Consider the following 26022-nt stretch of genomic DNA (forward strand, 5'->3'; position numbering starts at 1 on the left):
CTAATTCATACGTGTGGGCTTGGAAAATTGAACACTTTAAAAAGCTATACAATCCCAAATTGCTTTAACGGTAATCTCCGATATCTTTTACCGGTTGCTGCAAAAATCGCATTACAAAGCGCTGGCGCAAATGGCGGAACACCCGGTTCACCAATGCCTGTTGGTAATTCGCTACTTTTCACAATGTGAGTTTGAATTTCCGGAATATCAGTCATTCTTGCCAAAGGATAGTCATGAAAGTTGCTCTGTTGTATTTGTCCGTTTTCAGCCGTTATTTCTCCATATAACGCCAAAGATGCCGCAAAAATTGCTGCTCCCTCCATTTGCGAACGAACGCGATCGGGATTGAGAACTTTACCTACATCTACAGCGCTGTGAATTGCTTCAATTTTAATTCGTCCTTTATTTACTGAAACTTCTACAACAGTCGCAACATAACTCAAAAAGCTGCGATGCGCTGCTATTCCCATAGCTCGCCCTTCAGGCAGTTTTTTACCCCAACCTGACTTTTCCGCAACCAGGTTGATAACATTTTTAAGACGCGCAGTACTGGCTGGGTACTGATTAATGTCTTCGCCATAATTTCCATATTTGTAATCATCCTTACTGAAATCAACGGCTTGATCTTTTCCTATGAGTTCGAGCAAGAAGTCTTTTGGATCTTTACCCGCTTCATGTGCGAGTTCATCAGCAAAGGAGCCGGCTGCAAAAGCATTATTGATATTGGTGACAGAGCGTACCCAGCCAATACGATAGAAAGTTTCAGTATCTCCAAGATCTACCAGAATATTCGGGATATCAAACATCATGTCGCCCTGGCCAAGGTCCGCACTTCCAGCGGTTTTCGCTGCCGGATTAAAAGTGGAGCCTATTGGGTGATTGACCATGCTGTGATGCCAGCCAGTCACTTTTTTATTTTGATCAAAAGTTGCCGCCAATTTTTGGTAACTTGGAGAGTGATAGTAGCCGTGTTGAAGTTCATCTTCTCGAGTCCACAATACTTTTATCGGCATTTTGCTTTCGTCGGCCAGATACGCCGCTTCTGCGACATAGTCAGGCTTTGATTTTCGGCCAAAGCCTCCGCCAAGCAAGGTAACGTTTACTTCTATATTGCCAATCTTTTCTTGCGGAAAGTTAAGCGTTCGCATGACATTGGCCTGAGCTGATTGTGGGGTTTGGGTGCAAGCCCACACTTCGACCTTCTCATCTTTTATTCTGGCGGTTGCTGCTGGAGGCTCCATAGTTGCGTGAGCAAGTCCGGGGACATAGTAATCAGCTTCAAAGGTTTTGCTTGCAGATTTTTCTGCTGAAGAATAGTCTCCTCGTTTTCGGACTACTGTTGAAGGCTTTTTTAACGCTTCCCTAAACACTTGTTCGTGGGCTTGAGTCTGATGATTCTGGTTAGTTCCATGCTCCCACTCGATTTTCAGTTTTTCTCTTCCCTTGATTGCCGCATAAGTATGTTCGGCGATTACCGCAATACCGCCGAGCATTTTAAAGGCTGCGGGTGGAGTGAGTGCAGGCAACTCAACGACCTTAATTACACCGGGAACTTTCATGGTTTCGCTGGCATCGAATGATTTTACTTTACCGAATACCACCGGTGGTCTTGCGATAACCGCAACTTTTAATCCTTCAAAGTCAACATCAAACCCGAAAGTCGTCTGTCCTTGTGTGATCAGTTCTCCATCTAACAGTTTAATATCTTCTTTTCCAATATAGACTTGTTCATTTTCATTTTTAAGCTGGAGCTGGTCTCTTGCCGGAACCTGTAGCGTTGCAGCGACTTTTACCAGTTGGCCAAAATCAAGAGCTTGGTTGCTGCCTTTTAACAGAGCTTTATGCTGCTTTATCTCTACACTGGTGGGCTTCACTTTCCAGGCTATAGCTGCCGCCTGGGTTAGCATTGTTTTTGCAATCGCCCCGGCTTGTTTAAGCTTCAAATAGTTTTTTCTGACACTTCGCGAGCCATCGGTATTTTGACTACCATATTTTTGATCGCCGATTGCTTGTTCTACCGTCACTCGTGACCAGTCGGCATCCATTTCATCAGCCACTAGCAGCGGCAAAGTGCTGCGCACGCCTTGCCCCATTTCACTTCGGTGACAAATTATTTTTACTTGTCCATCCGGTTCAATGGAAACAAAAACATCAGGAGAGAAGTTGTCTGATGTTTTTACTTCATCTGTTTGGTTTTCAACGGAAGCAATTGCCGGTGATAGTTGGACACCCAGTACAAAACTTCCGCTGGCGATCCCTGCATTACTCAAAAAACGACGGCGACTGACATTTTCAATTTCGAGTGGCTGGATAAGTTCAGGAGACTGGGTATCTTTCATGTTATTTCACCTCTTTAGCGAGTTTGGCTGCATGGTGGATAGCTTTTCGAATGCGAGGGTAGGTACCACAGCGACAAAGATTCCCTGCCATAGCGGTGTCTATATCTTCATCACTCGGGGCCGGATTATTGGCCAGTAATGCACTAGCCGACATAATCTGTCCTGATTGGCAATAGCCACACTGGGGAACATTATGTTCTATCCAGGCTTGTTGTACCGGATGATCTCCATTTTCAGATAAGCCTTCAATTGTTGTTATCGTTTTACCCAGCGCTGCACTAACCGGAGTAACACAGGAACGTATAGGTTGCCCATCGATGTGGACGGTACAAGCGCCACAAAGGCCTTTACCGCATCCATATTTGCTGCCGGTTAACTTTGCGAAGTCTCTGAGAGCCCACAGCAGTGGCATCTCTGGGTCCAGGTCCAGTTTTTGAGTCTGGCCGTTAATTTTTAGTTCTACCATCTTCTCTCTCCGTTAACTAAAGATTTCCATTTTTTATGAATTAATTGATTGTTGAAATTGTCTCAGGTCTTCTGGCGTGTCCAGATCAAATTGTGCGTTGTCAATTGGCACTGGTATAACATCTGGATTGTTTTTTAGCAATTCCCGTGCTCCCTTGCTGGTTAATTCCAGTAGCCTTGGGAAATAGCTCCTGGGGAAAATAGCCGGAGCTCCCTCGACTATTTCGTTAAGTCGCTTTTCAAAATATTGACTGGCAACTATATTATCCGGATGGTTTTTCCAGTTGTGTACCAGTCTTTTTATGTCATGCGATGAAAGTGCCCATTGATCGCTTAAACAAATTAGTATGGCATCGGCGTTTAGTGTTTGACTTACGCCAAAAGCTATCGAGCTGCCCATTCCAGTTTGCCAATCCTGATGAATGACAAATTTGATCTTTGCGTTTGTTGTTTGCTTTAGTCCGTCCAAGATCGTTTTTGCTCTATAGCCTAGCACACAAATGCAACTTTCGACTTCGCATTTGGCCAGGCGTAAGACCTTGTCCAGAAAGGTTTCGCCCGCTAACTCCAGCAGCTGTTTTGGCTCTCCCAGGCGAGACGAATTGCCAGCGGCGATAACCACCGCTGCCAGCTGACGAGATTTTTCCGGGGTAACCTGGTTCACCGTGTGATGTCCTGATAGCAAAATCTGGCATTCTTGTTAGCTAATACAGCCTGAATTTCAGCCAGTATGGCAAGTGCAATGGTTTGTGGAGTTCCTGCCCCAATATCTAGTCCTACTGGACCAAATACTCTGCCTTCCTGATGGTCGAAATCGGTATTGCATTCTTTGAGTAATTTGTCTCTTCTTTTACGCGGCCCAAGCAAACCAATGTAGCGAATATCACTCGCAAGTAGTCGGGTTAAATAGTCCTGGTCTCTCTCAAACTGATGGCTCATCACAACTGCAGCATCAAATTCAGTCAGCGAAAAGCTCTCCCATTCGCTTCTTTTAATATGATTAACCTGATTGGCCTGCGGAAACTGTTTCTCAGTCGCCAGTGCTTTTCTATGATCTATGACCCAGGTTTTCCATCCAAGGCTTTTGGCTATTTCAGTGACAGGAACTACGTCTGGAGAAGCTCCGCAAAGCAGGAGCTTGAGAGGCGCCTTTAGATTAATAACTAGCTCATTATTATCGCTGTCCCATTTTGAATCTCTCAAAGGTGAGCAGGCCTGGTTTTCGGGTGCTCTTGATGCCGGTTGAATATGAAGAGCATTATTCGCATCTAGCTGGAGCGTTAGTTTATGGTCTTGTCCACGGTCCAATTCCTTTAAGGCGCTAAAAAAGCCCAGATGGTTATCACTGGCCGGCAAGTATTTAACTAAAACATCAATTGCCCCTTCACAACCCAGCCCCAGACCCCATAACAGGTCTTCATCGCCTCTCATATCATAACTGAGTTTCAAGTCCTTTTTATCACCAAATACCTGCTTGCTATTCTCGACAACGTCGCCTTCCAGACAGCCCCCGCTCAACAATCCCCAGTAAGCACCGTTAGGCTCTATCAGCATCAGCGTGCCTGCTTTTCGGTATGTTGAGCCCTCAGTTTTAGTAATAATTGCTAATGCATAGTCATTATTGACTTCAAAATTTTCCAGAGCATCCAGTAAGTTAAGCATTAGACTTCTCCATTTCGGACCGGAGCGATTTCCTGATGGCTTGTGCCAGTGTTTGCCAAGGCAGAAGAGCACAATTTATGCGCGATCTATGGCGTGAAACTTGTCCGAGGCAATATAGATTTTCAAACGGAATATCATGTCCTAGTCGAATAGCCTCACTCAAGACTTCGATATCAATAAGTAACTGTTGCGCATGTTTGTTTAGGCTGTGCTCACACATGAGTGAAGCCGATGCTTTACAGATTGCGCAGGCATCGGCGGTGAAACCAATGGGGGAAATTTCTCCCTGAGCATCAATACAAAGTGATAAAGTCAGCTCATCTCCGCAACTTGGGTTATAACCTTCTTCCTCAATAGTTGCAACGAAATCAGGTGCATAACCCACAGGGTTATCGTTATGAAGCTTTATTGTTTGTTGGTAAAGCTGAGAGATCGACATAATTGGCATCGAATCGCCGAGTTTGCGGCAGAGTTCCTTTTACTTGTTGTTTATTTGTACAGCTAAGCCGGACTATCCAGCTGGAATGCTTTAGTTTAACCTGCTTTAAAGCTAAAGACATTATGTCCGAAATGGTATTCGTCCCGCCAACCACTCCTAGTATCTCATATTAAAGCCTGATTATCCTGTTTCACAGTTTCTAATCAGGGAAATTCATTAAGCAATATAGCGAATAAAAGTAGTATTAGTAATATAGGTAGTAGAGGCTGAGTATCGTGAGTAGCCACACTTTACTTTATGGCACAAATGCTGGAAAAGGATAAATCCTGATACCTATTTAGTTAAAAATCACTTAAATATTTCTTTTTGTGTTAAGAATGCGGTGAAGCAACGACAACATATTGCAAGTAGCTAATATCGTTTCCAATCAATCCCAAAGTAAATAGCTTCATTAATTTAGGACGTATTGATTTGCTCGCATTGATTGGTGTAAGTGAATTAATATCATAGTCAGACTCTTCAAATAATCGCATTATACTTTTGCGAGTGAAAAAGCGCAGATGAGTTTCGTCCATTATGCCTGCTTGTTCGTATTTAAAATCTTTATCTCTTAGCAACATCAAAAGAACGCTAAAGTGACGTACGTTTGGGATAGAGGCTATCACTACTCCATTTGGCACTAATTTTTTTCTAATGTCTTTTAATAATCTTGCTGGATTGGGCAGGTGTTCAAGGACATCGTTAAAGTAAATTACGTCAAAATAGTTGTCGGGGATAACGTCCATATTTTCAGTTAGATCAACACACAGTATCTTGTCCAGATGGTGAGCAGCTGAATCACTGGCAGGCTGATTGATATCTACCCCCCAGACTTCACAGTTTTTTTGCGTTTTTAGGGTAACCGCGAAATTACCTTCACCACAACCGACGTCAAGCACTTTATTACAGTGTGCGGGAGCAAAGGTTAACATTTCAGGTCTGGAATTGGCGTAAGTAGTCGTTTTTTTCTGATAGAGTTCTTTTAATTCTTCGCTAGCCATAAATTCTCAACGCTTTTAAGTCAGAGTTATCTTGAAAAATATTTGATTAGGTATTTGATTGTATCAACAATTCGTCCTGCCTTAAGTGACTTTTGTGCACATTTCCGATAGATTTTTTTGATTGCGATTCTTTTCAGATCGGGCTCCGGAATATTCTTGTTATAAATTCTGATTAACTCGTCATAATAAAATGAAAGTGCATTTTTATTATCACTAAGGTTGTCCCCATGCCAGCGATAATAAGTGTGCGCTTTGTTGATAAAACCCACTTTATGGTTGCGAGACAGGCGTAACCAGAAATCTGTGTCTTCAAAGCGGAAGTTCGGATCATAGTAGCCGACTTCCTCATAGATACTTGTGCGATAAAGATGCGATGGCGTATTGATTCCACCAGTTCTATTTATTAGCGCTTCATATACAGAGCCGCTATTAATTTTATCGCTATAATCAATAGGCTTTAATACTTTGCCTTGGGCATCAACCTTTAGAGAGTTTGAGTGAACCAAAGTACAGTCTTCATTGTTTTCCAGAAATTCTACTTGTTCGCTGATTTTATCTTGCATCCAGAAATCATCAGAGCCGATAAATGATATGTATTTCCCTTTCGCTTTATGAGCTATTTCATTCAAGGTTTCACACATACCCTTATTGGGGCGGGTGACAATGGAATAATTGTCAAGAAATGACTGTTCTTCCAGATAGCTTTTGGCTACGTTATAAGAGTTGTCTTTCGAACCATCGTCGACAACGATTAATTCAATATTCGAATAATTTTGGGTAACTATGGACTTCAGGCATTCTACAATGTAATCCTGATGATTATAAAGTGCTACTCCAACGGTAACTAGAGGGAATTCCATAAATCGCTCTATTGGTATTTCAATGAAAGCGGCATCATACTACAACCGTAGTGATAACGAAACTTAGCTGCCAACGTCTGAACGGATTGAATGCGAAGAGCATTTAATAATGAGATACTAATAAATGCAGGGTCTAGCTCAACCAACGAACAAGCAGATTGTCGAGTGTCGAGCGGGCAATCGGTTTTGTGACAACCTCATTCATTCCTGATGATATGCATTTTTCCCTATCCATATTAGTGGCGCCAGCGGTTACCGCAATAATCGGAGTCTTGATATTCATTTTATCTCGAATGCATCTTGCGGCCGCGTAGCCATCCAATACTGGCATATGTGCATCCATTAAAATAAGGTCGAAAGATTGTGACGCCAGAATATCCAGAGCTTCCTGTCCATGGTTGGCTAACGTCACCTGCTGATTTTTTAACTCCAGCTGACGTTTCAGAACCATCTGGTTGATTTCATTGTCTTCTACCAGCAGAATCCTCGCTGATTTAATTGGACGAGGTTGTTTTTCGAATTGGCGTTTAATATTTGAATCAACTTTCGACTGAGCATCGCTGGTGGTAACTGATACCGAACTTCCTGGAACTTTCTGCAGCAGGCTAAAGCGAAAAGTAGTGCCTTTTCCCAGCTCGCTGGAAACATCGATATCTCCTTGCATCGACTCAATCAGCTGTCGACAGATTGCTAATCCGAGACCAGATCCGGAATATTGACGAGTTGAAGAGTCATCGACCTGATAAAAAGCATCAAACAAGTGTTCAATTTCATTGGCCGGAATGCCAATTCCTGTGTCGCTCACTTTGATGATAAGTTTGACCAGTTGATTGTTAACTTTTTCACTACAGATATAAAGATAGACTTCACCGTGGTGAGTAAATTTAAGAGCATTTCCCAGAAAATTAATTAATAGCTGATCGATTCTGCGACTGTCTCCGACCAGTATTTCAGGTGTTTTCTCGTCGATTTCATAATCCAGAGATAGTCCTTTTTGCTGAGCTATTGGTTGCAAACTCGATATTACATTTTTGACATTATCTTTAAACCGATAAGGCGTTTTGTTCAGCCGAGAATCCATTGACTGGGCTTCACTTAAATCCAGTATGTCATTCACTATGCCGAGTAAGTGATGACTTGAAAAATCCAGTGTTTGTAAATGTTGCTTTCGTTTGTCGCTGTCATCGCCTTCATGCTTCAATAGCTCTACGATCCCTAGAATGCCATTCAGAGGAGTGCGTAATTCGTGACTTACATTGGATATTAGTTGATTCTTTGTCTGATTGATTTCTCTCTCTTTATTCAGTGCTGTCCTTGACAATCCATAATAGGCCAGGCCGATCGCCAGAATGACTGGGGCTACAAAAATAATGGAAAGAAACTGAAAGGTTTGATGAGTTTCTTGTGAGGATTCACTATAGATGACCGCGCCATTAAGTTCGAGTAGTTTGAAAGTGATAAGTAAAGCGAGACACAGTGATAAGACAATGATACTGGGTCTAAGACCCATTGAATTGAGCGAGAGTAAAGGAAGAATCAGTATCCACAAAAGTCCGCCAAACTGGGTACCGTTATTAATTAACATTAAAGCAGCGAACATGGAAAACAATGAGGCAATAAATATTACCGCTGAACGTAGTATATTCGCCGTAAACTTTAAAACCAGTACACTGGTCATAGAACCGAAAAAACCAACCAGAATAATGAGAGCGGTAATGGGCGAGTCAAAATAAAAGGTTAGCAGACTCATCCCTGGACCCCAGATGATTGTTGTGCCTGCATTGACCGCCAGATACTTGGCTTTAATCTGATCGTCGACCGTCAGCTGTTTTAAATTATCGGGTAAGAACCACTTTTGAAATCTGAACATGAATAAGGTTATATCCTGTTATTTTGGAGTCATCGACACTGACTACCGGTAATTCCATTTATTCTTCTTATTCTATAATTATTTCGATGAATTAACTTTCTATTAAAATAGATGATTTTATACCAATGGTAAATTAAAAAACTCAAAGTTGAGAAGCTGGTTGGTTTTTTTAGGGATATCTTTGACTGTCTGGGAGGAAAAGAGTGCTTCTTTTATAAGGAAGCACTCAAATGGGCAGGTGTAGTCTGAACGTTTTTATTCAATTTAGTTTAATCAGGCTATTCGGTTATCGACTCTGTTACTCGCTGTTACCGGGGTTAAACTCCAACATGAATTTTGCTGCTGCTAGTTTGACCTCATCCGACAAATAGTCTTGTGGTGGCATTTCTGGATAATCATCGCGCTTTTTGATCGGATTGGAAATGTATTCAGCGATCCCTTGTGGATTATCCATGTATAGTGCTTGTATTACCTGAGTCGGTGGTCCTATCATCTTTACGTTGTAGGCATGGCAACCCGCGCAAATGCCGTAATAGGCAAGCTTGCCTCTCTCCTTAACGGTGATTTCTCGCGGCGCCACAGGCTTTTCAAGCAAGTAGGTTTTGGTGCCGTAGGTGGTATCGAATGCACAGGTACCAAATTCGTCGATACCAAAAGTTAAATATTTCTCCCGGTTGAGAATACAGCTTTCCTTGCTTTCACCGACGCGAATAATATCCGGACCGCGCTTGGAGAATTTCGTCATCATTAATGCTTTAACTTCGTCAATCGGTTCATTACCATTGTTATACATAACATTGTCGAGTATTGCGATCTTGTCCGAGTTAGGTTCGGCCCCCGGATCGAGGGTCAGATTGGCCGCATGCCCGTGATCGGTGATGATTATTCCGGCGTTGTTATTTCCGGTGATCACATTATTTTCCAGAGTGACTTCGTCGCCGGCCATAATCAATATTCCGGTTCCCGGCGGAATACCTGCGACAATCGAACCCGGTGCACCGAAATTTTCATGATTATTATCCACTACAAAATTGTCACGTACGATGACATCATAAGTGGTTTTAATTGGGAGTCCGGGAGTAATAAAAACTAAAATCCCTCCAGTGTTATTGTGAGCAAAATTATTTTCAACTATTGCATGTCTGGAATTTTCTATCTCAATCCCGGCAACGTTGGCAAAGACTTCATTATGGGCAACATGAATATTGTCACACATACCTACATAGATAGCGGCATCTTCTATTCCTGTAAGCACGTTATATTCTATTATTCCATTTTTACCAAACTCAGGGAAAATACCATAAACGCCGGTATCAATAATCATGTTGTTGCGGATAATAAAATTATTACCCGCTTGTCCCATTACGCCGTTGCCTTTGTAATGAGTAATCAGAAAATTTTCTACTGTGAAATTGTTACCGGAATAGAGTACCGCGTCGTTAAGTTTACCTTCACCTTCCAGCACCGGCCAGTCGCCTTCAACAATCACGCCGCTCAAGGTGATATCATCTTTATCGATATAAACAGTTTCCTTATAGGTTCCAGGATAAACCAGAATTTTGTCGCCGGGGTTCGAGTTATCAACCGCCGCTTGAATTGACTCTCCGTCCCTCACCTCATGGATCTGACCGATAAAAGGCGGGCGCTCAATTTCGGAAACCTGACCAAAGGTTTTCTTTTCTGAAGGACTATTCTGTTGGTATCTATCAGTGTCGCCGACAATTATTCCCGAGTTGTCGATATTCATCTGACCAATAAAATAGCCGATAACAAGGGTAATTGCCGCGAAGATGTATCCAGTCCACTTGCGAGGGCTACTCATTATTTTTCTCCTGCTGCTGTATTAATATTTTTTTCATTATTGTTTGAAATCAATTTTGAATTCTTGTGAGGATGGTTCACTACTGACAGACCGGAAGGTACTCTCTCCGGTACTTGTGGTTTAAACGCCTCATCAGTCAGGGTATGCAAAAAATCAACCAGGCGATCCAGTTCTTCATCGGAAAGCTTCGGCTCCCATATGTGCCAATGTAAAAGCAATTTCTCGCCTTTTGGAACTGCATGACCTCGTCCCTTTGTGTAAAACTCTACTGTTTCTCTTAACGTCTCAAATTTACCAGAATGCATGTAGGGTGCCGTTTTTGCAATGTTACGTAAAGAAGGTACTTTAAAGCCTGCTCGTAGTTCGGGGTTATTGAAAGTTTGTTCGGCCCCAATGTCGAGAGGTCTTCCATCAGGCTCAGGGGTTCCTAGCACGGCGATTTGCTGGTTAGTAAATAGCGGCGGGGTATGACATTCTGCGCATCGAGCTACGAAAGAGCGGAAAATGTTAAGACCTTGTATTTCCTGTTTGTTCAAAGCACCATGAAATCCGTGTGCGTATTGATCGTAGCGACTGTTCAAACTAATAAGTGATGACTCGAAAGCTGCAATTGCCGTATAAATTTGCGGCAGAGTAATCTGCTCGGAGAAATCAGGAAATGCCTGTGCAAATAGATTTCGATAAACTTCATTTTTATTGAGGTCTCTAAGTAGCTGCTCTGGAGTATTCGCCATTTCTTTTTCGGCATACAACGGCCCCTGCATTTGTTCTTCCAGCGTATGTGCGCGTGAGTCCCAGAATAGATTTTTTAAAAAGGCAACATTCCACAACGTTGGAGAGGCGCGTCCAACATCAACCTGTTTGTGCCCGATGGCGCGAGGCTTGTCATCGCTAAAGCCTTTATCGGGATGATGGCAGGAAGCACACGACTGAGTGTGATCGCCGGATAAAACTGGATCGAAAAATAGATATCTTCCCAGATCGATTTGTTCTGCTCGAAAACCATCTCTAACTTCGGGCAGCGATGTTTTAAGTCCACCTACACCTTTACCATAGAGAGAATCGTACTGTTGATAGAGTGAACGCAAATGGCAACGACTACTGACTTTTTCAAAACCGGGCGGGCAATGGTTGCGAAGCTTAAAAGTAGATTCTTTGTTTAACTCTTCTCCTATGGTTTCCTGGACCGAAAATTCACCGGCCGGTAGCTCATTGGTAAAAGTACCTGCTACGGCTTTGATATTTAATTCACAGGAAAAAAAAGCAATCGAAGCAATGGAAAGCAATTGCATTTTAATAGATGATTTACTTTGCATCATCGCCTCTACAGAGTCTTGATATAGGCAACAACATCCCTGATTGCTTGCTCGTCTGGCAGCGTCTTTGCCATCATTGCCATCTGCCGACCAAACTTGTCGTTGGCATCACTACCGCGAATTCCCTGACGAAAGTGTTCCAGCTGTCTTATCAAATAAGATTCTGACTGGACGAGTAATGAAGGGCTGTTCAATGCCTGATTGCCTGCTGCATTGTTGGAATGGCAAGCGGCACAATTAGAAAGATAGTATTTCTTGCCCGCTTCACTATCGCCGGATTCAGCTGGTTTAGCTTTACTCGGGTTAAGCTGGGAGAGTGAAAGGGTGAGGGTCTTTATTTGTTCAGTCGATAAAGAGGCGCTGATCGCCTTCATTTGTGCACCAAAACTATCTTTCGCATGGCTACCGCGAGTGCCTTCCTTAAAAGCGATGAGTTGTCGCTCTAAATACCAGTCTGCCAATCCGGCCAGCGCCGGCGCGCCAAGCGCTTCATTTCCCTGAGCTTTATCACCATGACAGGCGACGCAAGTCTGGTAGTCTGGGCCTAAAGAGTCAGCGATAAGGCTACTGGGAATTATTAGGTAACTCATTGTTATTAATAAAATTATCTTTTTAAATTGCATAAGAAAGCGATCATTTTTGTTACTAACTGGTACTAATGTGCCATATATTGTCGGTTAATTGACCAGTTTGCAAGTACAAATTGATTCGCCTCAAGATATCAAGGCTCGCAAACGCTGCAGTTGAAAGAATGTCGTTCTCAATCGGGTCTTATTGGTGTCGAAATAATTAGAAGCAAAGGCATAAAATGAAAATTAAACACATAAATAAGACAATAGCCAACTGTTGGCTGATTCTCTTGCTTTACTCCGGTCTTTCTCTACCCGCGCTGGCCGGCAATGTTACGCTAAAAAATAAGCAGCTGGTTTCCGAGTTTTATCAAAAGTTTTTTGTGGAGCGTGATCTGAGTAATGCGCCGAATCAGTATTTAAGTGAAAACTATATTCAGCATAATCCCTATCTTGCCAGCGGAAGAACACCTCTGGTTGATTTTTTTCAGGAATATTTTAAGAAGTTTCCTTTATTGTCGGTTGATGTCAAGCGAGTGATAGCTGACGGTGACTTGGTTGTAGTACACAGTCATTGGCAAAAAAGTAAGGATGAAAACGGAAGTGCGGTGATGGATATTTTCCGGATTCAAGATGGTACTATTGTCGAACATTGGGATGTGGTGCAGGCGGTAACAATGTCAAAATTTAATACCAACGGTATTTTTTAATAAGTTTGTACGGGGAGTCCAGGTGAAAATTTGGCACTACCATCATGAAATAATTGAATCGCGAATGTGATTTTTCATCTAATACGAAAGTTCGACAGATAGGAAAACGTAACATGGCAGTTAATGGTTTATTCCAATCAAAATCAAGGCGACTTGCTTCAATACTGATAGGTTTTCTAATGGTAGCTGCAGGGCTAGTTCTTGCGAGATACTCTTTGACTGCAGATGCGAATAGTTTTGAACCTGTTGCCAAGTCAGAGTCGCCTAAGTTGGATCATCAAGTTGGCAGTGTTCAGCAAAAAAAAATGAAAAGTAACTTAGTAGATAAAGATAAACTCAGTTCTGACTGGACGCTAAAAAGCCTGGATGGGGAATCGATTCAGCTATCCAGCTATCGAGGACAGCCTGTCTTACTGGTATTTTGGGCGACCTGGTGTCCTTACTGCAAGAAGTTATTGCCAGGCATTCAAAAGTTACATGAAAATTATTCTGATAAGGGACTAAAAATAATTGCCGTGAATATCAGAGAAGACTGGAAGCCTGATGTATACTGGCGCAATCATGAATATACTTTTGATGCTGTATTGGATGGTGATCAAGTTGCAAAAATATACGGAGTCAGAGGAACTCCCGGAGTTGTTTTTGTAGCGCCTACAGGTGAAGTTCTAGCAGTAAAATCTTTTTCTGATCCTGAACATCCTTCACTCACTCAGTTTGCAGAGTATTTTACCCAACAAAAGATAGAGCTGGAGTGACAAATATCTTATTATTTTGAGCATATATATTTTTTTATACATATATCTATGCTCAATTTTGATGCATTCATTACACTTGCTTGCACCCAGCAGTTAATGAATTTTACCAAATCACGAAAACACAAACCGCTAGCTAGTAACTTCAGCGCTTTATTTAATATTTAACTATCATTATTATCTTGATGTTCGACCTTTTCGATATCACCAGTCACCTTCTTCGACAACTCAGCCTCATCTAACTTCCCATAGGTTTCAGACAACATTTCATTGATCTCAATTAATAACTCAAGACGGTGCACAAAACCTTTTGTAAAATGAGGGAATTCATCGTCTTCCAGGTCGCCAATTTGCATAATCATCTCGATCAGTTTTTGCTGGTGTTCAACATAAAGCTCCTGAAACTTGTAAACCTTTGAAAAATTTCTAACCTCGTCAAATGTCATAAATTGAGCCGATTGGGTCATTCTTGCCGTATCCCAGGCTGCAGAGGTTATGATGGCCATTGAGAAGCTAAAATCGAAGTTGGCATCGGTATTACCCGTTTTCTTAAAGTATTCGAGTTTTTCATTGAGCAGCTTTAACATATCCTGATGAACAGGCAACTTGCTGTCCAGCTGCTTCTTATTGTCCTTTATTTCTTCAATGATTGCGTGCTTAGCACTATCTGCCAGCTCCATTTTTTCCTTATCTTCTCGCCACTCGTCAAGTGCCAGTGCACCTAAAAGCGCGATAACGATAAAAAACGACTCGAGTAAAATATCGGGAAGTTTTTTGGACAGTTTCATCGATAGCTCCTTGCTAAAGGGATTCTTATTGTAGTTGTAAAGTGCTTCTAATTGCTTGAGATGTACATAATAACGATTTTAAAGCCTCTTTGCATTGATGATCGCAGGAAGGGAGTGAGAATTAAAAGGAATTATTTAAGGTCACTAAAACAGCTAATCCAGAAACAATTGGTTTTCCTCAACGACTTTAGTCACGACTCAAAATGTATTATTCATGGTTCATAGATAGGTCCTACTAGAGGGTGGGGCGTGAGCACAAATAGGTGTTGGGCGATTAGATGATTTTAACATGCTATCAAGAGCTAATAGCGCTGGCCCAGCGGCCTGAGCGCAGGGTATTTTTTGGTGACTTTCGCCTACAAGGATGTAGGTGAGGGGCGTTAGCCTTTGTTGCTCTTGACAAAAAGTTACTTACGTCCAAGGATGGACTGTATGCAGTTTTTGCAGGAGCAAAAAACAGTCGCACGAAAGCCCAGTGGAGCGAAAACCGTTTAGGTTTTGATTTTCCAATCCACAACCTAAAGAGATTTTAATAAAATAGAAAGTTAAGTACGAAGGATTAAATGAAGTCGACAAACTAAAAACTAAACCCCAAGGTCACCAATTATTTTACGCAAATAATCGATATTTTCCTGATAACGCCTAATATCTTTCGTACATTTGGAGTTGCTTTGAATACCCTGAAAGGCACTTACCAGAAAGCGCGCGGTTTTTACCGGCTCAATATCATTCTTTATGTGACCCAGATCGATCCCCTTTTGAATGACTTGAGCAAGCTGTTCAGTCCAGGACTCAAAAACATTATTAATTCTTTCCCTGAAGCCTTCGTCTTCATAAGCCATTTCCTGACCGAGATTGGTTAAAGGACAACCGACTTCGAGATTGGCGAGACAAACCTCTCCTCTGGGATCATCAAAGGAGGCTTTGAGCGTTTCCAATGGGGGCAGGTTTTGTTCCACCAGATCTTGCCAATGTTGCATAAACATGCCATGCAGCAATTCATCAACCACCGCGTAGCCTAACGCCTGTTTATTGGGAAAATGGTGATAAATAGCACCTTTGGTGAGTCCGGTTTTCTCAACCACTTCATCGACACGCAATCCCTTATAGCCGTGCTTGTGCAGTAGCTCTGCGGTGACTTCCAGAATTTGTTGTCTGGTCTGTTGGGGGTTCTTTTTGCGTACCATAATCACTTCTCAAGTATTTCAGGCCTTGTGTACAACTATTTTCGTGGCCCTATATAAACATTGTATGGGATATACCTCTCTTTGGGAATACTCCCTTTCGACTCCGGGTTAGTGGAGCATAACTGTCGAAAGGGAGCCTCCAAGCTTGTTTAACAGTTAATCGAATTACGGTTAACGTGCCCGTTTCAGGCTGTTTTTATTAAAGTCAGCGTCATTCAAGCCTACTTTAAACTGATAGTTAGACCACAGCAGCTGGGTTTCCTTTTCCGATTGATGATTGGTCATCACCATTTTATGGGCGCGCCAGTACTGACCCAGGTACTGCTGGTAGTCACTATAAGTCAGAGTTTTCAGCAGCGCACTTTTACGGTCATAGAACTCAGTTTTAAGGACTCTGAATTCCTTTTGATCGATCCAGGAAATCATCTTGCTGTAGCCCGAGTGTTTGTAGGTCGGATAGTACTCAACTTTAAATACGTCCTGGTCCTGAATCTTCTCATTCCCCAGAAACTTGTAAGTGTACTTGCCAACTTCAAAAGAGCTCAAGTCCTCAAAAGCAAACTCGCTTCCCATAAAGGGACCCGACTTGTTGCTGGATGAAATTCTTTTCACCCTCTTTAGCGCTGGCAAATACAACCACTGCTCATCGGGCGACACAATATGCGAAAAGGACAGGAAGGCTGTGCCTTTGACATCTTTAGGGCTGTCAAAAATGGTCAGGCTTTTGTCGCCACTGTCGTCGCCGCCAACTTCTCTGGATTTGATACGAATTTGTCTTTCGCTTCTTTCTCCTTGCTTATTGGTTAAAATCATTTGCATATCGGCAGTAGAGTCGAGCCAACCGAGATCCCGTCGATCCGCTTCCTGAGCAATCGCAAGGCCTTTGATTTCAGGCGTTGCCGCTTGCTCTATTTTGGCAATATGCGTGGCTTTGAGCGCTTGCCCATTCTTCATCAAATCAGTATTGGCTTCGGCCAATAGTCCACTAGCTGGCAGAGCCAGAAGTAAGCTCAACAGGGGCTTGTACATTTTTTCTCTCCTTTTCAAAAGTTAATAGCAGTGCAGGGAGTAATAAGAAATCGACAATCAGGGCGATGGTAATCGTTAAAGCCGTCATAATGCCCATGTCGGAGTTAAGGCTGAAGCTGGAAAAGGTCATCACACTAAACCCGGCACCTAGTACCAAAGTTGTGGTTACCAGAGCTTTACCGACATTATTAAAGGCGTACACAATCGCATCTTCTGGAGAAAGTCCTTTTTCTTTTCGAGCTCGAAGGTACTTACTTAAAAAGTGCACGGTATCGTCTACCACTATTCCAAGCGTCATACCTGCGACCATAGCCAGAGACATACCTATCTGGCCAACAAAAATTCCCCAGACGCCAAATGCAATAACTGCGGGGACCAGATTGGGAACAAGTGAAATAGCACCCATTCGATAAGAACGCAGGGCAAACATCAGGATCCCGGAAATAAGAACTAACGCGATAGCCGTTCCGCCCAGCATGCTGACTATGTTTCTCTCGCCGATATGGGCGAACATAAGTGAAGGACTGGCGGCTTCAAATTCATAGCCCTCACCATTCAGTACCAGCCAGGCGCCCAGTCGGTTTTCCAAATCAATCGTTTCTTTAGTTGATAAATTTTTCGCTGTCACAATAACGCGGGTCGAAGATTTTTTAACATTGATCTGGTTGTTCAGATCCAGTCCGTAAGGCAACGACATTTCGTATAGCAACAGATATTGTGCAGCAAGCTCACGGTCCTGCGGCAGTTTGTAATACTCATTGTTGTCACCATGCATGTTCCTATTCAGACGTGACATGGTATCGGTGAAAGTATTTACATGAATGACTTCATCCTGTTGCTCAGCATAGTCGGCAAAAGCTTCAACCATTTTCAGGAATTTTGGAGCGGAAACGCCGCCTTCTTCACCGGTTTTCATCGAGAATTCCAGAGTGTAAAGTCCGGTCAGATTTTCCAGAACAAAGTCGGTATCGGTTCTAAATTGAACGGATTTATCGAAGTACTGTACCCACTCGTCATTCAATTCGTTACGCGGTAAAAATGCGACAGCAATTAAAGTTGCCAGACTCATTCCCCACAATAGATTTTTGCGGTTTGAAATAACAAAGTTGGCCAAACGGTTCATGCCATCGTTTTGGTCTTGTGCAACAGTTTTAACTTTTAAAGGTAAAGCGAGAACCAGTGCTGGCAACAGGGTTACCGAGAAAACAAAAGCTGCGGCCACACCCATGGCGACGATATTGCCCAGATCGTGGAAGGGAGGTACTTCGCTAAAGTTCATAGTAAGGAAACCAATAACAGTCGTGATACTGGTCAAAAACACCGGCTGGAAATTTACCCGCAAGCTCTCTTCCATCGCTCTTAATTTGTCAGAGCCCTGGCGCATATTTTGCAAAAAGGTCACCAGAATATGTACCGCATCGGCAACGGCCATGGTCATGATGATGGTTGGTGCCGAACTGGAAGGTGGAGTGAGTTTAATGCCAAGCCAGCCGGTTAGTCCCATCGCTGTAACGATAGAAGCAATGATCATCACCAGTGTTGAAAAAGTGGCGTTAAAGCTGCGTAGCAAGAATCCAAGCACCAGCAAAACGACCAGGAACATAATCGGAACTATAGTAGCCATATCGTTTTGTGAAGAAACCTGGAAGGCTTCGTTCAGCATAACAAAGCCGGTCATATAGACTTCAATGTCAGGATATTTCTGCTGCAGTTGCTGTTTTAAGTCGGCTGAAAAAGTGGCCACCTGATTGTTTTCATCCATCGCTTTTCCGGGCAACTTCACGGTGACATTGACTGCGCCAACATGACCGGAAGCAGATACCAGACGATGAACGAGTAAAGGCTCATTGAGCGCGATCTGCTTGATGTAATTCAGGTTTTCATTGGTAAGCTCAATCTCTTCGCCCGCCAAATCATAAACCAGAAGATCGTCTTCTTCGGCGACCGTGTGCTGATAATTGCTGATGGAATCAACCCGGGTTGAGTAGGGCGTTTGCCAGGCTTCATCGGTAAGCCATTGAATGGCTTCGATGGTTTGCTTGTTAAAGATGTCTTTTTGCTTGGGTTTTAAAACAAAAAGTACGTTATCTGATTTTTCGTAGGTATTTTGCAGGCTCTCGTATGCTTCCAGCTGTTCATTACCTTCGTCAAAAAAGACGCGATAATCCGTGGTAAATCCCAGTTTTGAGCCGCCATATCCTGCGGCACCGATAGCTCCTATTGCGAGCACTAAAAGAAGCCAGCGAAAGCGAATGACCAGGTTCGCTAATATTGCAGACATGAGTTTTTCCTCTTGGTATTAGTTTTAGAAACTACCAATGCTGGTAATCCCTTTTTTGTTAAATACTTTAGTTAGGCGCTGATCGTTTAATCAATAAACCGACCAGTTGGTATGAATATACATACCAACTGGTATGTATGCAAGTTCAAATTTTGATCTAAAGTGATAAAAGGGCCGATTAGACGAGTAAAAATTAATATATCTATTTGATATTTATGAATAAATTTTCATTGAGATTATTTTGTTATCGATATAGAGAATTTTAAGTCAAGAGTAAAATATAGAGCTGGAAAGCGGAAAAACATCCCCTATCAACTGATATGATGATTAGTTCGAGTAGTTAATAATCGACAGTAATCCTGTAGCCTTGATGAGGCTTGCTGAATCAAGGAATTTGTACAAAATCACTCATTCACTAACCAGGGAGGGTGTTGAAATGACGTATTTCAAGAATCTGAGTCAGATCGTCGAGCAGCTGGAAGCCGATGAATCGACCAAAAATGACCCAATAAAAAGAGCTTTTGTTTTCGACGGGAAACACATAACCGCCAATATTGGTATAGTTCGAGACAGTGGGAATGCTCTTCATACGCAGAAATACCATGATGAGCTACTCGTAATCATCGAAGGTAATGTGGAGTTTAGAGTCGGTGATGAAATCAAGAAAGTGAGTCAGGGAGATCTGGTCTTCATTCCAAAAAATACACTTCATGGTCCAATTTTAGAAGAAGGACAAAGTTTCGCCGCGCTTTCCGTTTTTGCGCCATATTTTGACCGAGCCAAGGATAATATTACCTGGGATAAGGATTTGAATTAGTTTCAGTGGTAGCCTGAATATCCTGGAATATAGCCTTGATGGAGCTCGCGGAATCAAGGAGCATGTATACAAATTGACCGACTTAATTATGGTCGCGCATCGCCGAAGCAAGCGATGCTCTTTGATTATAAACGTCAGAATATCAAGCCCGAAAACAGGGAAGCAAGTAGAGTTATATTGAGTGGAATTTGGAGAAGTTGTACCATTGTTAATAAGTTTTCCCTTGATTACGCAAGCTTCATCAAGGCTACTTTTCTGCGATGCAGAGGCTTGTGTTAATCTACGCAATAAATAATATAAGTATCTAGCCAGGAAGTTTAAATGGAATTACAAATAGAGGGGGGACAGTCAAAATTATCCAGAGCGGGCAATATGGGATGATAAATTTAAACGATGCGAAGTTTCGGATAGGGTAAGAGGTTCAGGTATTGAGCGTTAATGTAGTACCAATAGTTGTTTATTCCGGTATGATGGGCGTAACCATTTTTGCCCTTTTGGACGCAACGTTTAAACCAAGACAAAGACAGACAACTTTTCTGATCGGACTGCTTGTATTGTTATTGATTCACATCCTGGGGGAACTTTATATTTATACTGGTGCATATCAGTATATGCCCGCATTAGCTGGCGTACAATTGCCAATCAGGGTGTTACTTGGACCGGCGCTCTATTTTTATGCTTGTGCGACCATGTCTGCAAACGGAACGCAATCCAAACGAGCTTATTTAACAGCTTTGCTCGGTCCTTTGTTGGTCACTTTTTCAATGGTCCCTTTCGCGTTCGGGTTAAGTTCTGAGGAAAAACTCGCATTAGCCGATCCCCTTACCCGAGATCCCGAAAACTTTAAACTCGCATTGGCCGCCTGCACCATTTCAATGTTGGTATTTATCGTTTTCACTGGTATTTATCTCTTTGCTGCACTTAAGTTACACCGACGACATCGAGCACAACTAATGGATCGTTTCGCAACTATTGAGCGGCGGTCTCTAGATTGGTTTAGAGTAGTCCTTATACTTTGGGGCTGCATTTGGTTAATGTACGCCATAGAATATATCACGGCATTTATGAATTGGCGCTGGATTGGTTCCGGCGTGGTGTTGCCGATACTCGAAGCGTCAGTTTTAGTGGCGTTTACTTATTTGGCTTTAAATCAAACCGTGTTAAATGAGTCGGATAAAGTACCTTCGAAAACGAGCAACAATAGGGTCGCCGCACTCAGTATTGAAAAAATGGAATTGATTGCAGATAAGCTGAATAAGGTGATGGCCGAAAAAAAGCTGTTCATGGAAGAGGAACTGTCTCTTAACCGGCTTTCTGTTGCCTTATCTGTCAGTGAAAACCATATTTCAGAAACCCTTTCTCAATATTTGAAGACTAATTTTTTTCACTTTGTGAATGGTTTTCGTATTGAGGAGGCTAAAAAGCTTTTGCAAAGTACAGACCGCTTAGTTTCAACTATTGCCTTTGAGGTAGGCTTTAATTCAAAGTCTACCTTCAATACGGCGTTTAAAAAATCCTCAGGTCTCACGCCAACTGCCTTCAGAAAGCAATTGCAAATGGCAAAAGCAGAAAAAGGGTAAAATAAAGCGTTCAAACAGGCCCATTATGGCGACTAGATACGGCAATTTCTTGATTTTTTATCCCCATAGTGAACAGCCAAATACCCACGCCCAGTTCAAAAAGCGCACCGGGAAAAAGTACATACATGGCTTCACGGGGCAAGTCAGGTTTCAATAGTTTTACCAAAGGGTACACAATCAAACTTAAATAGGTGAGGATTCCCCATACTGACCAAACTCTTGGTATATAGCGAGATTTAAAAAACAAATAAAAAGTAATGACTCCTGCAAATCCCATTGATATCCAGCTGTATTCATATGCCGGGACTCTAAAGCTTGAGGCGATAACAACTATTGTACGCAATTGCTCCGGATCAAAGGTTTCCAGTAAAGATACTTTGCTTGAAAGTGCCAGCATTGCCATGCTGACTACAACCGCAATACCCCCAATAATGATCTCCACTAATCTCAGGCATAAAGTGGTTTGCGCCAGTTGCTTACTCACAGGTTTAAGCACAATATAAAATGACACTGAAGCCATAATAACCCCAAGAAACATAACGGTTTCTGCCAAAATACCCAAACGGAAGTGTATTTCGTTTGCAAACATACCGTTCGTCTGGATAGTGCCAATATCAGATAGCCTGGTATTTAATATAAAAACTTTAACCCATCCCGCGACGGTAAAAATAATATAAGAAAGACCTGCTATTCTTGCGTACAAATATTGAAGACTTTTTTCTGATTGACTACTCATTATAGATTTCTCTTGATTCTAAAATTACAAGTATGAAAAATGCCTTAAATTAGTCGTATTGTCGTATTAATGGGCCTATTCGGACATATTTTCTCCCTTATTGATTAAAAATTGCGTTTTTTGCAGTGATTTTAAGATTTTGTTTTCAGGTTACTGCTGGATGGAAAACTTAATGAGTTTTCTAATTTTGATGCTACTTGCGGATTTGAGGAATAAGTATGCTCATAGGTCAACTTCGTTATGGTTGCGTATCACCGAATCAAGTGATGCTCTTTGGCTATAAAAGGCAGAGTATTAATCCCGCAAACAGGGGAAGCAAGTAGGGTTTTATTGTTGGGAATTTAGAGACGTTGTACCATTGTCAATAAGTATTCCCTTGATTAGGCAAACTTCATCAAAGCTAAGATTCTAATGCACAACAAATAGAAAAAATAACTAATGGATATCATAATCTCACGGGAAATTTCCCTTCATAAATTTAATACTCGTCAAAACCCATTGGAATTAAAGTGCTTGATTCATCCTGATTTTCGAGAAATCGGCCGATCAGGGAAAATATTCGATTTTGATAGTATTGTCGAAATGATGAAAGCCGAGGAACCATCTGACTATAAAGTTCACTCCCAGGGTTTTAAGGGGATACAACTCGAAGCATCCAGTTATCTGCTTACCTACCAATCGGCGAGAGTCGACAAGAACGGTGAGGTCAGCAATTATGCTATGCGTTCATCTATCTGGCTCGAGATTGACGAAAATTGGCAGTTAATATTTCATCAAGGCACGCCGTGTGAAGCGTTTGAGTTAGAATAAACCAATCTTATAGATATAATGAAAATTAAACTTGTAGAAAGCACGCCTGATGATGCAGAAATCCTTATTTGTATGATCAACAAACTGGCTGAAATTGATGGTGTTGGAAGTGTGCCTGTTGGGAAAGAACAACTGTTTGCTAATATTTACTCTGACTCTCCTGTAGCTTTTGCCAAATTGATTATCTACGATGAAAAGGTTGCAGGCTTTATCATTCACAGCTGGAAATTTGCGACTTTTTTAGGGACTCGTGACATGTACATGCAGGCGACTTACATCGAGCCAGAGTTTCGTCGCCGCGGTGTAGCCACCAAAGTATTGGGGAAGCTTGCCAAACTCGCACTGGATTCTGGTTGCAGTAGAATGGAATGGTACGCAATAGAAGGAAATAATATGAGTGGTGGTTTCTACGACGCTTTGGGAGCCTGTACTTTATCTGATGCCAGAGTACGACGTTTTTCGACCGAAGTATTAGTCAAGCTCTCGGAAATCGACTAAGCTCCACTAATGCAAGATATGCAATTCAAAAAGTATTATGGCCAAAAATAAAATCATTCGCTGCTCGTTGCAGGATTACTTTGAAAGCGCTTGTGTTCAACAGGCAAAGATTAAGCTTTTACTAAAAGATGGGACAGAACTAAGTGGAGTAGCAAAAGACTTAAATACTCGAAATAAATGCGAATGGCTTATGCTTCAGGTCGCTGAAGATAATCGGGAAATTGATTTAATGGATATCGAACAATTAGAGTTTTTAAGAACGGGAGAAAAAATCAAGCTCGCTTAACTAGAATTTGATGTGTCGACGCGGTTAAAAAACAAAATTAGATAGCCAACAATTGCTGAAGCGATAGAGCCTAACAAAATAGCCAGTCGGTCAATTCTGGCCTCACCTGCACCACCATGCTCAAATGCGAGAGACGCGATAAAGAGACTCATAGTAAAACCTATGCCACAAAGCACCGAGGTGCCGTAAAGTTGTAACCAGCTTGCGCGCTCGGGTAAGCAAGACAGTTTTAATTTGATTGCAGCAAAGCTAAAGGCAAATACACCAAGCTGTTTTCCGACAAACAAGCCAAGAAAAATACCAACCGGAATATCGGTAAATGCATTGTTAAATTTCACCTGACTTAAATCGACACCCGCATTGGCAAAAGCAAATATCGGTAATACACCAAGCGCTATATAGGGATGAAGGTTATGCAGAAGGTGGTCTAATGGGGAATTTTCATCATGTTGCTCCGAGTCGCTATAAATTGGAATAAAGAAGGCATTGATGACACCTGCAATTGTTGCGTGGACGCCTGACTTTAAAAAACAAACCCAGATGAAAATTCCAAATAGAAGATAAGGTGCTATCCGTTTAACATTTAATCGATTAAGGATAAATAGACCCACAAAACCCAAAGTTGAAGCCATTAATGCCGAAAAAGATATTTCGTTGGAGTAGAAAAAAGCAATAATCAAAATTCCTGCGACGTCATCGATAATTGCCAGAGTCATAAGAAAAAGCTTCAAGCTGGTCGGCACTCGACTCCCCAGAAGAGCTAATACGCCGAGAGCAAAAGCTATATCTGTTGCAGTTGGAATTGCCCAGCCATGTGCGGATAAATTGTTATCGATATTGAATGCCAGGTATATTAGTGCTGGAAATACTATACCTCCAAGGGCTGCGATAGCTGGTAGTAGTAGCGTTTTTCGATCTTTAAGTTTTCCAACCAATAACTCTCTTTTTAATTCCAGACCAACCACAAAAAAGAAAATGGCCATAATACCATCATTTATCCATAGTAATAAGGGCTTGTTAATTGAGAATGCATCGGCACGAATCTCGACAGTCATCATCAAAAAATTTTGGTAAAGAGCAGATAAGTCTGAGTTTTTTACAATCATTGCTATAGCGGCAAAGACAATTAGTAGTATGCCTGCGAGACTTTCCGTCTGTAAAAATTTCTTCAGGTTTGACACTAGAACCACCGGAAAATTCGAAGCAGAATTATTTGAAAAATACAGATAACAATGGAAATAATAACCACATAGCTAAATCCCATGTCAGAGTCGGTTCCAGGTATTCCACCAACATTAATTCCGAGTAAACCAGTGATAAAAGAGAGTGGGAGAAATATTACAGAAATAATTGAAATAACATAGAGGTTGCGGTTTACCTTATTGTTGATCTTACTATTGAGTTCGTTATTGAGTATTTCACTTCGCTCTTTCAAAAGTGCGATTTCTTCATTGAGGTAACTCATCTGATTTACCGTATCTTCAAGTTCTTGTTGAACGCTGGTGTTTTTCCAGTCAAGTTGAGCCGCGGATAGTTTTTTCAGAGAATCTACCTGAGGCGATGTAAAACGACTGAGGCGAGAAATAGTGCGTCTAAGGTCATGAATTTGCTCACTCGATATATCTGAATTTTTATCCTCAAGCTCTTCCAGTGCTTCCATTTTTTCAATGAGCTTCTTTACCTGTTTATTGATTTTAAAAATTACATTTTTAATTAGATGCATAAGAATATCGCATGCTGATTGAATATTGCCAGAGTCCGATTCTGTGAGCCCCCTGACTTCCCTGACAGCCTGAATTGGTCGATTCATGACGGTAATGATTCGTTTACCATCACAAAGAATACGAAGCGAAACCATATCCTCCGGATCGCTGTTTGGGTTTAGATTGACGGCCTTTAGAAAAAGTAGAAACTCGTTATTGTCGATAGCCAGGAAATAAGGCCGAGTTATTTCAGAGAACAAGGCGTCATATTCGCCTGGTGTGACACCCATATCTGAAGCTGTATCAAATTTATCATCGCGGGTTGTATGAAACCAATAGTCTGTACCTGAGGAAGTGTCAGGTATATCTGATGGAACGAACTGGTTGTTTTCATTTTTGGTGATGAGAAACGATTTAGAGGCTGGCATAGCGTACTTTCTAAACTGTTGATGACTATCTTAGA

At 41.9% G+C, this 26022-nt stretch carries 25 protein-coding genes; 7 read left to right on the top strand and 18 right to left on the bottom strand.

The genetic code is table 11. From position 1 onward, the window contains the following. Positions 1-44: 44 nt before the first annotated feature. The 11 genes from IYN84_RS16590 to IYN84_RS16640 all read right to left on the bottom strand — a co-directional run bounded on the left by IYN84_RS16590 (position 45) and on the right by IYN84_RS16640 (position 12403). Positions 45-2339 carry a xanthine dehydrogenase family protein molybdopterin-binding subunit gene (locus tag IYN84_RS16590; RefSeq protein WP_196140368.1) on the bottom strand — a complete coding sequence of 765 codons (2295 nt, stop codon included), beginning with the start codon at positions 2337-2339 and terminating at the stop codon, positions 45-47. Between the two features lies 1 nt (position 2340). After that, complete coding sequence (locus IYN84_RS16595) at positions 2341-2805, bottom strand: (2Fe-2S)-binding protein (protein ID WP_196140369.1); 465 nt, start codon at positions 2803-2805, stop codon at positions 2341-2343. 33 nt (positions 2806-2838) lie between these two features. Further along, positions 2839-3468 carry a nucleotidyltransferase family protein gene (locus tag IYN84_RS16600; RefSeq protein ID WP_196140370.1) on the bottom strand — a complete coding sequence of 210 codons (630 nt, stop codon included), beginning with the start codon at positions 3466-3468 and terminating at the stop codon, positions 2839-2841. Further along, complete coding sequence (locus IYN84_RS16605) at positions 3465-4466, bottom strand: XdhC family protein (RefSeq protein ID WP_196140371.1); 1002 nt, start codon at positions 4464-4466, stop codon at positions 3465-3467. The genes IYN84_RS16600 and IYN84_RS16605 overlap by 4 nt, the downstream gene beginning before the upstream one ends. After that, a complete protein-coding gene (locus IYN84_RS16610; RefSeq protein ID WP_196140372.1) occupies positions 4459-4914 on the bottom strand; it encodes an iron-sulfur cluster assembly scaffold protein in 456 nt (151 codons plus the stop codon). Before IYN84_RS16610 ends, IYN84_RS16605 begins: the two co-directional genes overlap by 8 nt. Positions 4915-5276: 362 nt before the next feature. Continuing rightward, on the bottom strand, positions 5277-5945 hold the full coding sequence (locus tag IYN84_RS16615) for a bifunctional 2-polyprenyl-6-hydroxyphenol methylase/3-demethylubiquinol 3-O-methyltransferase UbiG (protein WP_196140373.1): 669 nt from the start codon (positions 5943-5945) through the stop codon (positions 5277-5279). A gap of 26 nt (positions 5946-5971) precedes the next feature. After that, entirely contained in the window at positions 5972-6805 is an 834-nt protein-coding gene (locus IYN84_RS16620; protein ID WP_196140374.1) for a glycosyltransferase, read from the bottom strand. A 133-nt stretch (positions 6806-6938) separates the two neighbouring features. Continuing rightward, complete coding sequence (locus IYN84_RS16625; protein ID WP_196140375.1) at positions 6939-8675, bottom strand: ATP-binding protein; 1737 nt, start codon at positions 8673-8675, stop codon at positions 6939-6941. A gap of 298 nt (positions 8676-8973) precedes the next feature. Continuing rightward, positions 8974-10497 carry a parallel beta-helix domain-containing protein gene (locus IYN84_RS16630; RefSeq protein WP_246722998.1) on the bottom strand — a complete coding sequence of 508 codons (1524 nt, stop codon included), beginning with the start codon at positions 10495-10497 and terminating at the stop codon, positions 8974-8976. Next, complete coding sequence (locus tag IYN84_RS16635; protein WP_246723000.1) at positions 10497-11816, bottom strand: cytochrome-c peroxidase; 1320 nt, start codon at positions 11814-11816, stop codon at positions 10497-10499. The genes IYN84_RS16630 and IYN84_RS16635 overlap by 1 nt, the downstream gene beginning before the upstream one ends. A gap of 5 nt (positions 11817-11821) precedes the next feature. Beyond that, the gene (locus tag IYN84_RS16640; RefSeq protein WP_196140376.1) at positions 11822-12403 is read right to left on the bottom strand and encodes a c-type cytochrome; all 582 of its coding nucleotides are present in this window, start codon (positions 12401-12403) and stop codon (positions 11822-11824) included. A gap of 218 nt (positions 12404-12621) precedes the next feature. On the opposite strand from IYN84_RS16640, the gene IYN84_RS16645 reads away from it, so the two are divergent. Together IYN84_RS16645 and IYN84_RS16650 are read left to right on the top strand one after the other, a co-directional pair. Continuing rightward, the gene (locus tag IYN84_RS16645; RefSeq protein WP_196140377.1) at positions 12622-13092 is read left to right on the top strand and encodes an ester cyclase; all 471 of its coding nucleotides are present in this window, start codon (positions 12622-12624) and stop codon (positions 13090-13092) included. Between the two features lie 113 nt (positions 13093-13205). Then, positions 13206-13847 carry a TlpA disulfide reductase family protein gene (locus tag IYN84_RS16650; protein WP_196140378.1) on the top strand — a complete coding sequence of 214 codons (642 nt, stop codon included), beginning with the start codon at positions 13206-13208 and terminating at the stop codon, positions 13845-13847. Positions 13848-14008: 161 nt separating this feature from the next. Here IYN84_RS16650 and IYN84_RS16655 read toward each other — a convergent pair whose 3' ends face one another. From IYN84_RS16655 to IYN84_RS16670, 4 genes are all read right to left on the bottom strand, one after another. Further along, positions 14009-14632, bottom strand: a complete 624-nt coding sequence (locus IYN84_RS16655; RefSeq protein ID WP_196140379.1) for a hypothetical protein — start codon at positions 14630-14632, stop codon at positions 14009-14011. A 584-nt stretch (positions 14633-15216) separates the two neighbouring features. Further along, positions 15217-15819: a TetR/AcrR family transcriptional regulator gene (locus IYN84_RS16660; protein ID WP_196140380.1), complete on the bottom strand. Its 603-nt coding sequence runs from the start codon at positions 15817-15819 to the stop codon at positions 15217-15219. Between the two features lie 171 nt (positions 15820-15990). After that, positions 15991-16848: an outer membrane lipoprotein-sorting protein gene (locus IYN84_RS16665; protein ID WP_210330629.1), complete on the bottom strand. Its 858-nt coding sequence runs from the start codon at positions 16846-16848 to the stop codon at positions 15991-15993. Beyond that, entirely contained in the window at positions 16805-19129 is a 2325-nt protein-coding gene (locus IYN84_RS16670; protein ID WP_196140381.1) for an RND family transporter, read from the bottom strand. Before IYN84_RS16670 ends, IYN84_RS16665 begins: the two co-directional genes overlap by 44 nt. Positions 19130-19565: 436 nt before the next feature. Between IYN84_RS16670 and IYN84_RS16675 the strand changes: the two genes are divergently transcribed. Further along, the gene (locus IYN84_RS16675; protein WP_196140382.1) at positions 19566-19946 is read left to right on the top strand and encodes a cupin domain-containing protein; all 381 of its coding nucleotides are present in this window, start codon (positions 19566-19568) and stop codon (positions 19944-19946) included. Between the two features lie 428 nt (positions 19947-20374). Further along, complete coding sequence (locus IYN84_RS16680) at positions 20375-21526, top strand: AraC family transcriptional regulator (RefSeq protein ID WP_210330631.1); 1152 nt, start codon at positions 20375-20377, stop codon at positions 21524-21526. Between the two features lie 10 nt (positions 21527-21536). On the opposite strand, the gene IYN84_RS16685 is transcribed toward IYN84_RS16680, so the two are convergent. Next, complete coding sequence (locus tag IYN84_RS16685; protein WP_196140383.1) at positions 21537-22262, bottom strand: DUF4386 domain-containing protein; 726 nt, start codon at positions 22260-22262, stop codon at positions 21537-21539. Positions 22263-22700: 438 nt separating this feature from the next. Between IYN84_RS16685 and IYN84_RS16690 the strand changes: the two genes are divergently transcribed. The 3 genes from IYN84_RS16690 to IYN84_RS16700 are packed head-to-tail and all read left to right on the top strand — an operon-like array spanning position 22701 to position 23856. Then, positions 22701-23072, top strand: a complete 372-nt coding sequence (locus IYN84_RS16690; RefSeq protein WP_196140384.1) for a DUF4440 domain-containing protein — start codon at positions 22701-22703, stop codon at positions 23070-23072. An 18-nt stretch (positions 23073-23090) separates the two neighbouring features. Continuing rightward, positions 23091-23570, top strand: coding sequence for a GNAT family N-acetyltransferase (locus tag IYN84_RS16695; RefSeq protein WP_196140385.1), 480 nt, complete (start codon positions 23091-23093; stop codon positions 23568-23570). Positions 23571-23607: 37 nt separating this feature from the next. Then, positions 23608-23856: a Rho-binding antiterminator gene (locus IYN84_RS16700; RefSeq protein WP_196140386.1), complete on the top strand. Its 249-nt coding sequence runs from the start codon at positions 23608-23610 to the stop codon at positions 23854-23856. Here IYN84_RS16700 and nhaA read toward each other — a convergent pair. Together nhaA and IYN84_RS16710 are read right to left on the bottom strand one after the other, a co-directional pair. Continuing rightward, the gene (nhaA, locus tag IYN84_RS16705) at positions 23853-25037 is read right to left on the bottom strand and encodes a Na+/H+ antiporter NhaA (protein WP_196140387.1); all 1185 of its coding nucleotides are present in this window, start codon (positions 25035-25037) and stop codon (positions 23853-23855) included. The genes IYN84_RS16700 and nhaA overlap by 4 nt on opposite strands. Beyond that, positions 25037-25987, bottom strand: coding sequence for a CorA family divalent cation transporter (locus IYN84_RS16710; protein ID WP_196140388.1), 951 nt, complete (start codon positions 25985-25987; stop codon positions 25037-25039). The genes nhaA and IYN84_RS16710 overlap by 1 nt, the downstream gene beginning before the upstream one ends. Positions 25988-26022 lie beyond the last annotated feature (35 nt).

Source organism: Aliikangiella sp. G2MR2-5 (assembly GCF_015687155.1).
Classification (GTDB): Bacteria; Pseudomonadota; Gammaproteobacteria; order Enterobacterales; family Kangiellaceae; genus Aliikangiella.

Coding starts and splice junctions, on each gene's coding strand:
- IYN84_RS16625 (WP_196140375.1), bottom strand. CDS start 8,675: ATGTTCAGATTTCAAAAGTGGTTCTTACCCGATAATTTAAAACAGCTG.
- IYN84_RS16630 (WP_246722998.1), bottom strand. CDS start 10,497: ATGAGTAGCCCTCGCAAGTGGACTGGATACATCTTCGCGGCAATTACC.
- IYN84_RS16710 (WP_196140388.1), bottom strand. CDS start 25,987: ATGCCAGCCTCTAAATCGTTTCTCATCACCAAAAATGAAAACAACCAG.
- IYN84_RS16605 (WP_196140371.1), bottom strand. CDS start 4,466: ATGCTTAACTTACTGGATGCTCTGGAAAATTTTGAAGTCAATAATGAC.
- IYN84_RS16620 (WP_196140374.1), bottom strand. CDS start 6,805: ATGGAATTCCCTCTAGTTACCGTTGGAGTAGCACTTTATAATCATCAG.
- IYN84_RS16670 (WP_196140381.1), bottom strand. CDS start 19,129: ATGTCTGCAATATTAGCGAACCTGGTCATTCGCTTTCGCTGGCTTCTT.
- IYN84_RS16590 (WP_196140368.1), bottom strand. CDS start 2,339: ATGAAAGATACCCAGTCTCCTGAACTTATCCAGCCACTCGAAATTGAA.
- IYN84_RS16615 (WP_196140373.1), bottom strand. CDS start 5,945: ATGGCTAGCGAAGAATTAAAAGAACTCTATCAGAAAAAAACGACTACT.
- IYN84_RS16690 (WP_196140384.1), top strand. CDS start 22,701: ATGGATATCATAATCTCACGGGAAATTTCCCTTCATAAATTTAATACT.
- IYN84_RS16610 (WP_196140372.1), bottom strand. CDS start 4,914: ATGCCAATTATGTCGATCTCTCAGCTTTACCAACAAACAATAAAGCTT.
- IYN84_RS16640 (WP_196140376.1), bottom strand. CDS start 12,403: ATGAGTTACCTAATAATTCCCAGTAGCCTTATCGCTGACTCTTTAGGC.
- IYN84_RS16650 (WP_196140378.1), top strand. CDS start 13,206: ATGGCAGTTAATGGTTTATTCCAATCAAAATCAAGGCGACTTGCTTCA.
- IYN84_RS16685 (WP_196140383.1), bottom strand. CDS start 22,262: ATGAGTAGTCAATCAGAAAAAAGTCTTCAATATTTGTACGCAAGAATA.
- IYN84_RS16645 (WP_196140377.1), top strand. CDS start 12,622: ATGAAAATTAAACACATAAATAAGACAATAGCCAACTGTTGGCTGATT.
- IYN84_RS16700 (WP_196140386.1), top strand. CDS start 23,608: ATGGCCAAAAATAAAATCATTCGCTGCTCGTTGCAGGATTACTTTGAA.
- IYN84_RS16635 (WP_246723000.1), bottom strand. CDS start 11,816: ATGATGCAAAGTAAATCATCTATTAAAATGCAATTGCTTTCCATTGCT.
- IYN84_RS16665 (WP_210330629.1), bottom strand. CDS start 16,848: ATGTACAAGCCCCTGTTGAGCTTACTTCTGGCTCTGCCAGCTAGTGGA.
- IYN84_RS16595 (WP_196140369.1), bottom strand. CDS start 2,805: ATGGTAGAACTAAAAATTAACGGCCAGACTCAAAAACTGGACCTGGAC.
- IYN84_RS16655 (WP_196140379.1), bottom strand. CDS start 14,632: ATGAAACTGTCCAAAAAACTTCCCGATATTTTACTCGAGTCGTTTTTT.
- IYN84_RS16695 (WP_196140385.1), top strand. CDS start 23,091: ATGAAAATTAAACTTGTAGAAAGCACGCCTGATGATGCAGAAATCCTT.
- IYN84_RS16675 (WP_196140382.1), top strand. CDS start 19,566: ATGACGTATTTCAAGAATCTGAGTCAGATCGTCGAGCAGCTGGAAGCC.
- IYN84_RS16660 (WP_196140380.1), bottom strand. CDS start 15,819: ATGGTACGCAAAAAGAACCCCCAACAGACCAGACAACAAATTCTGGAA.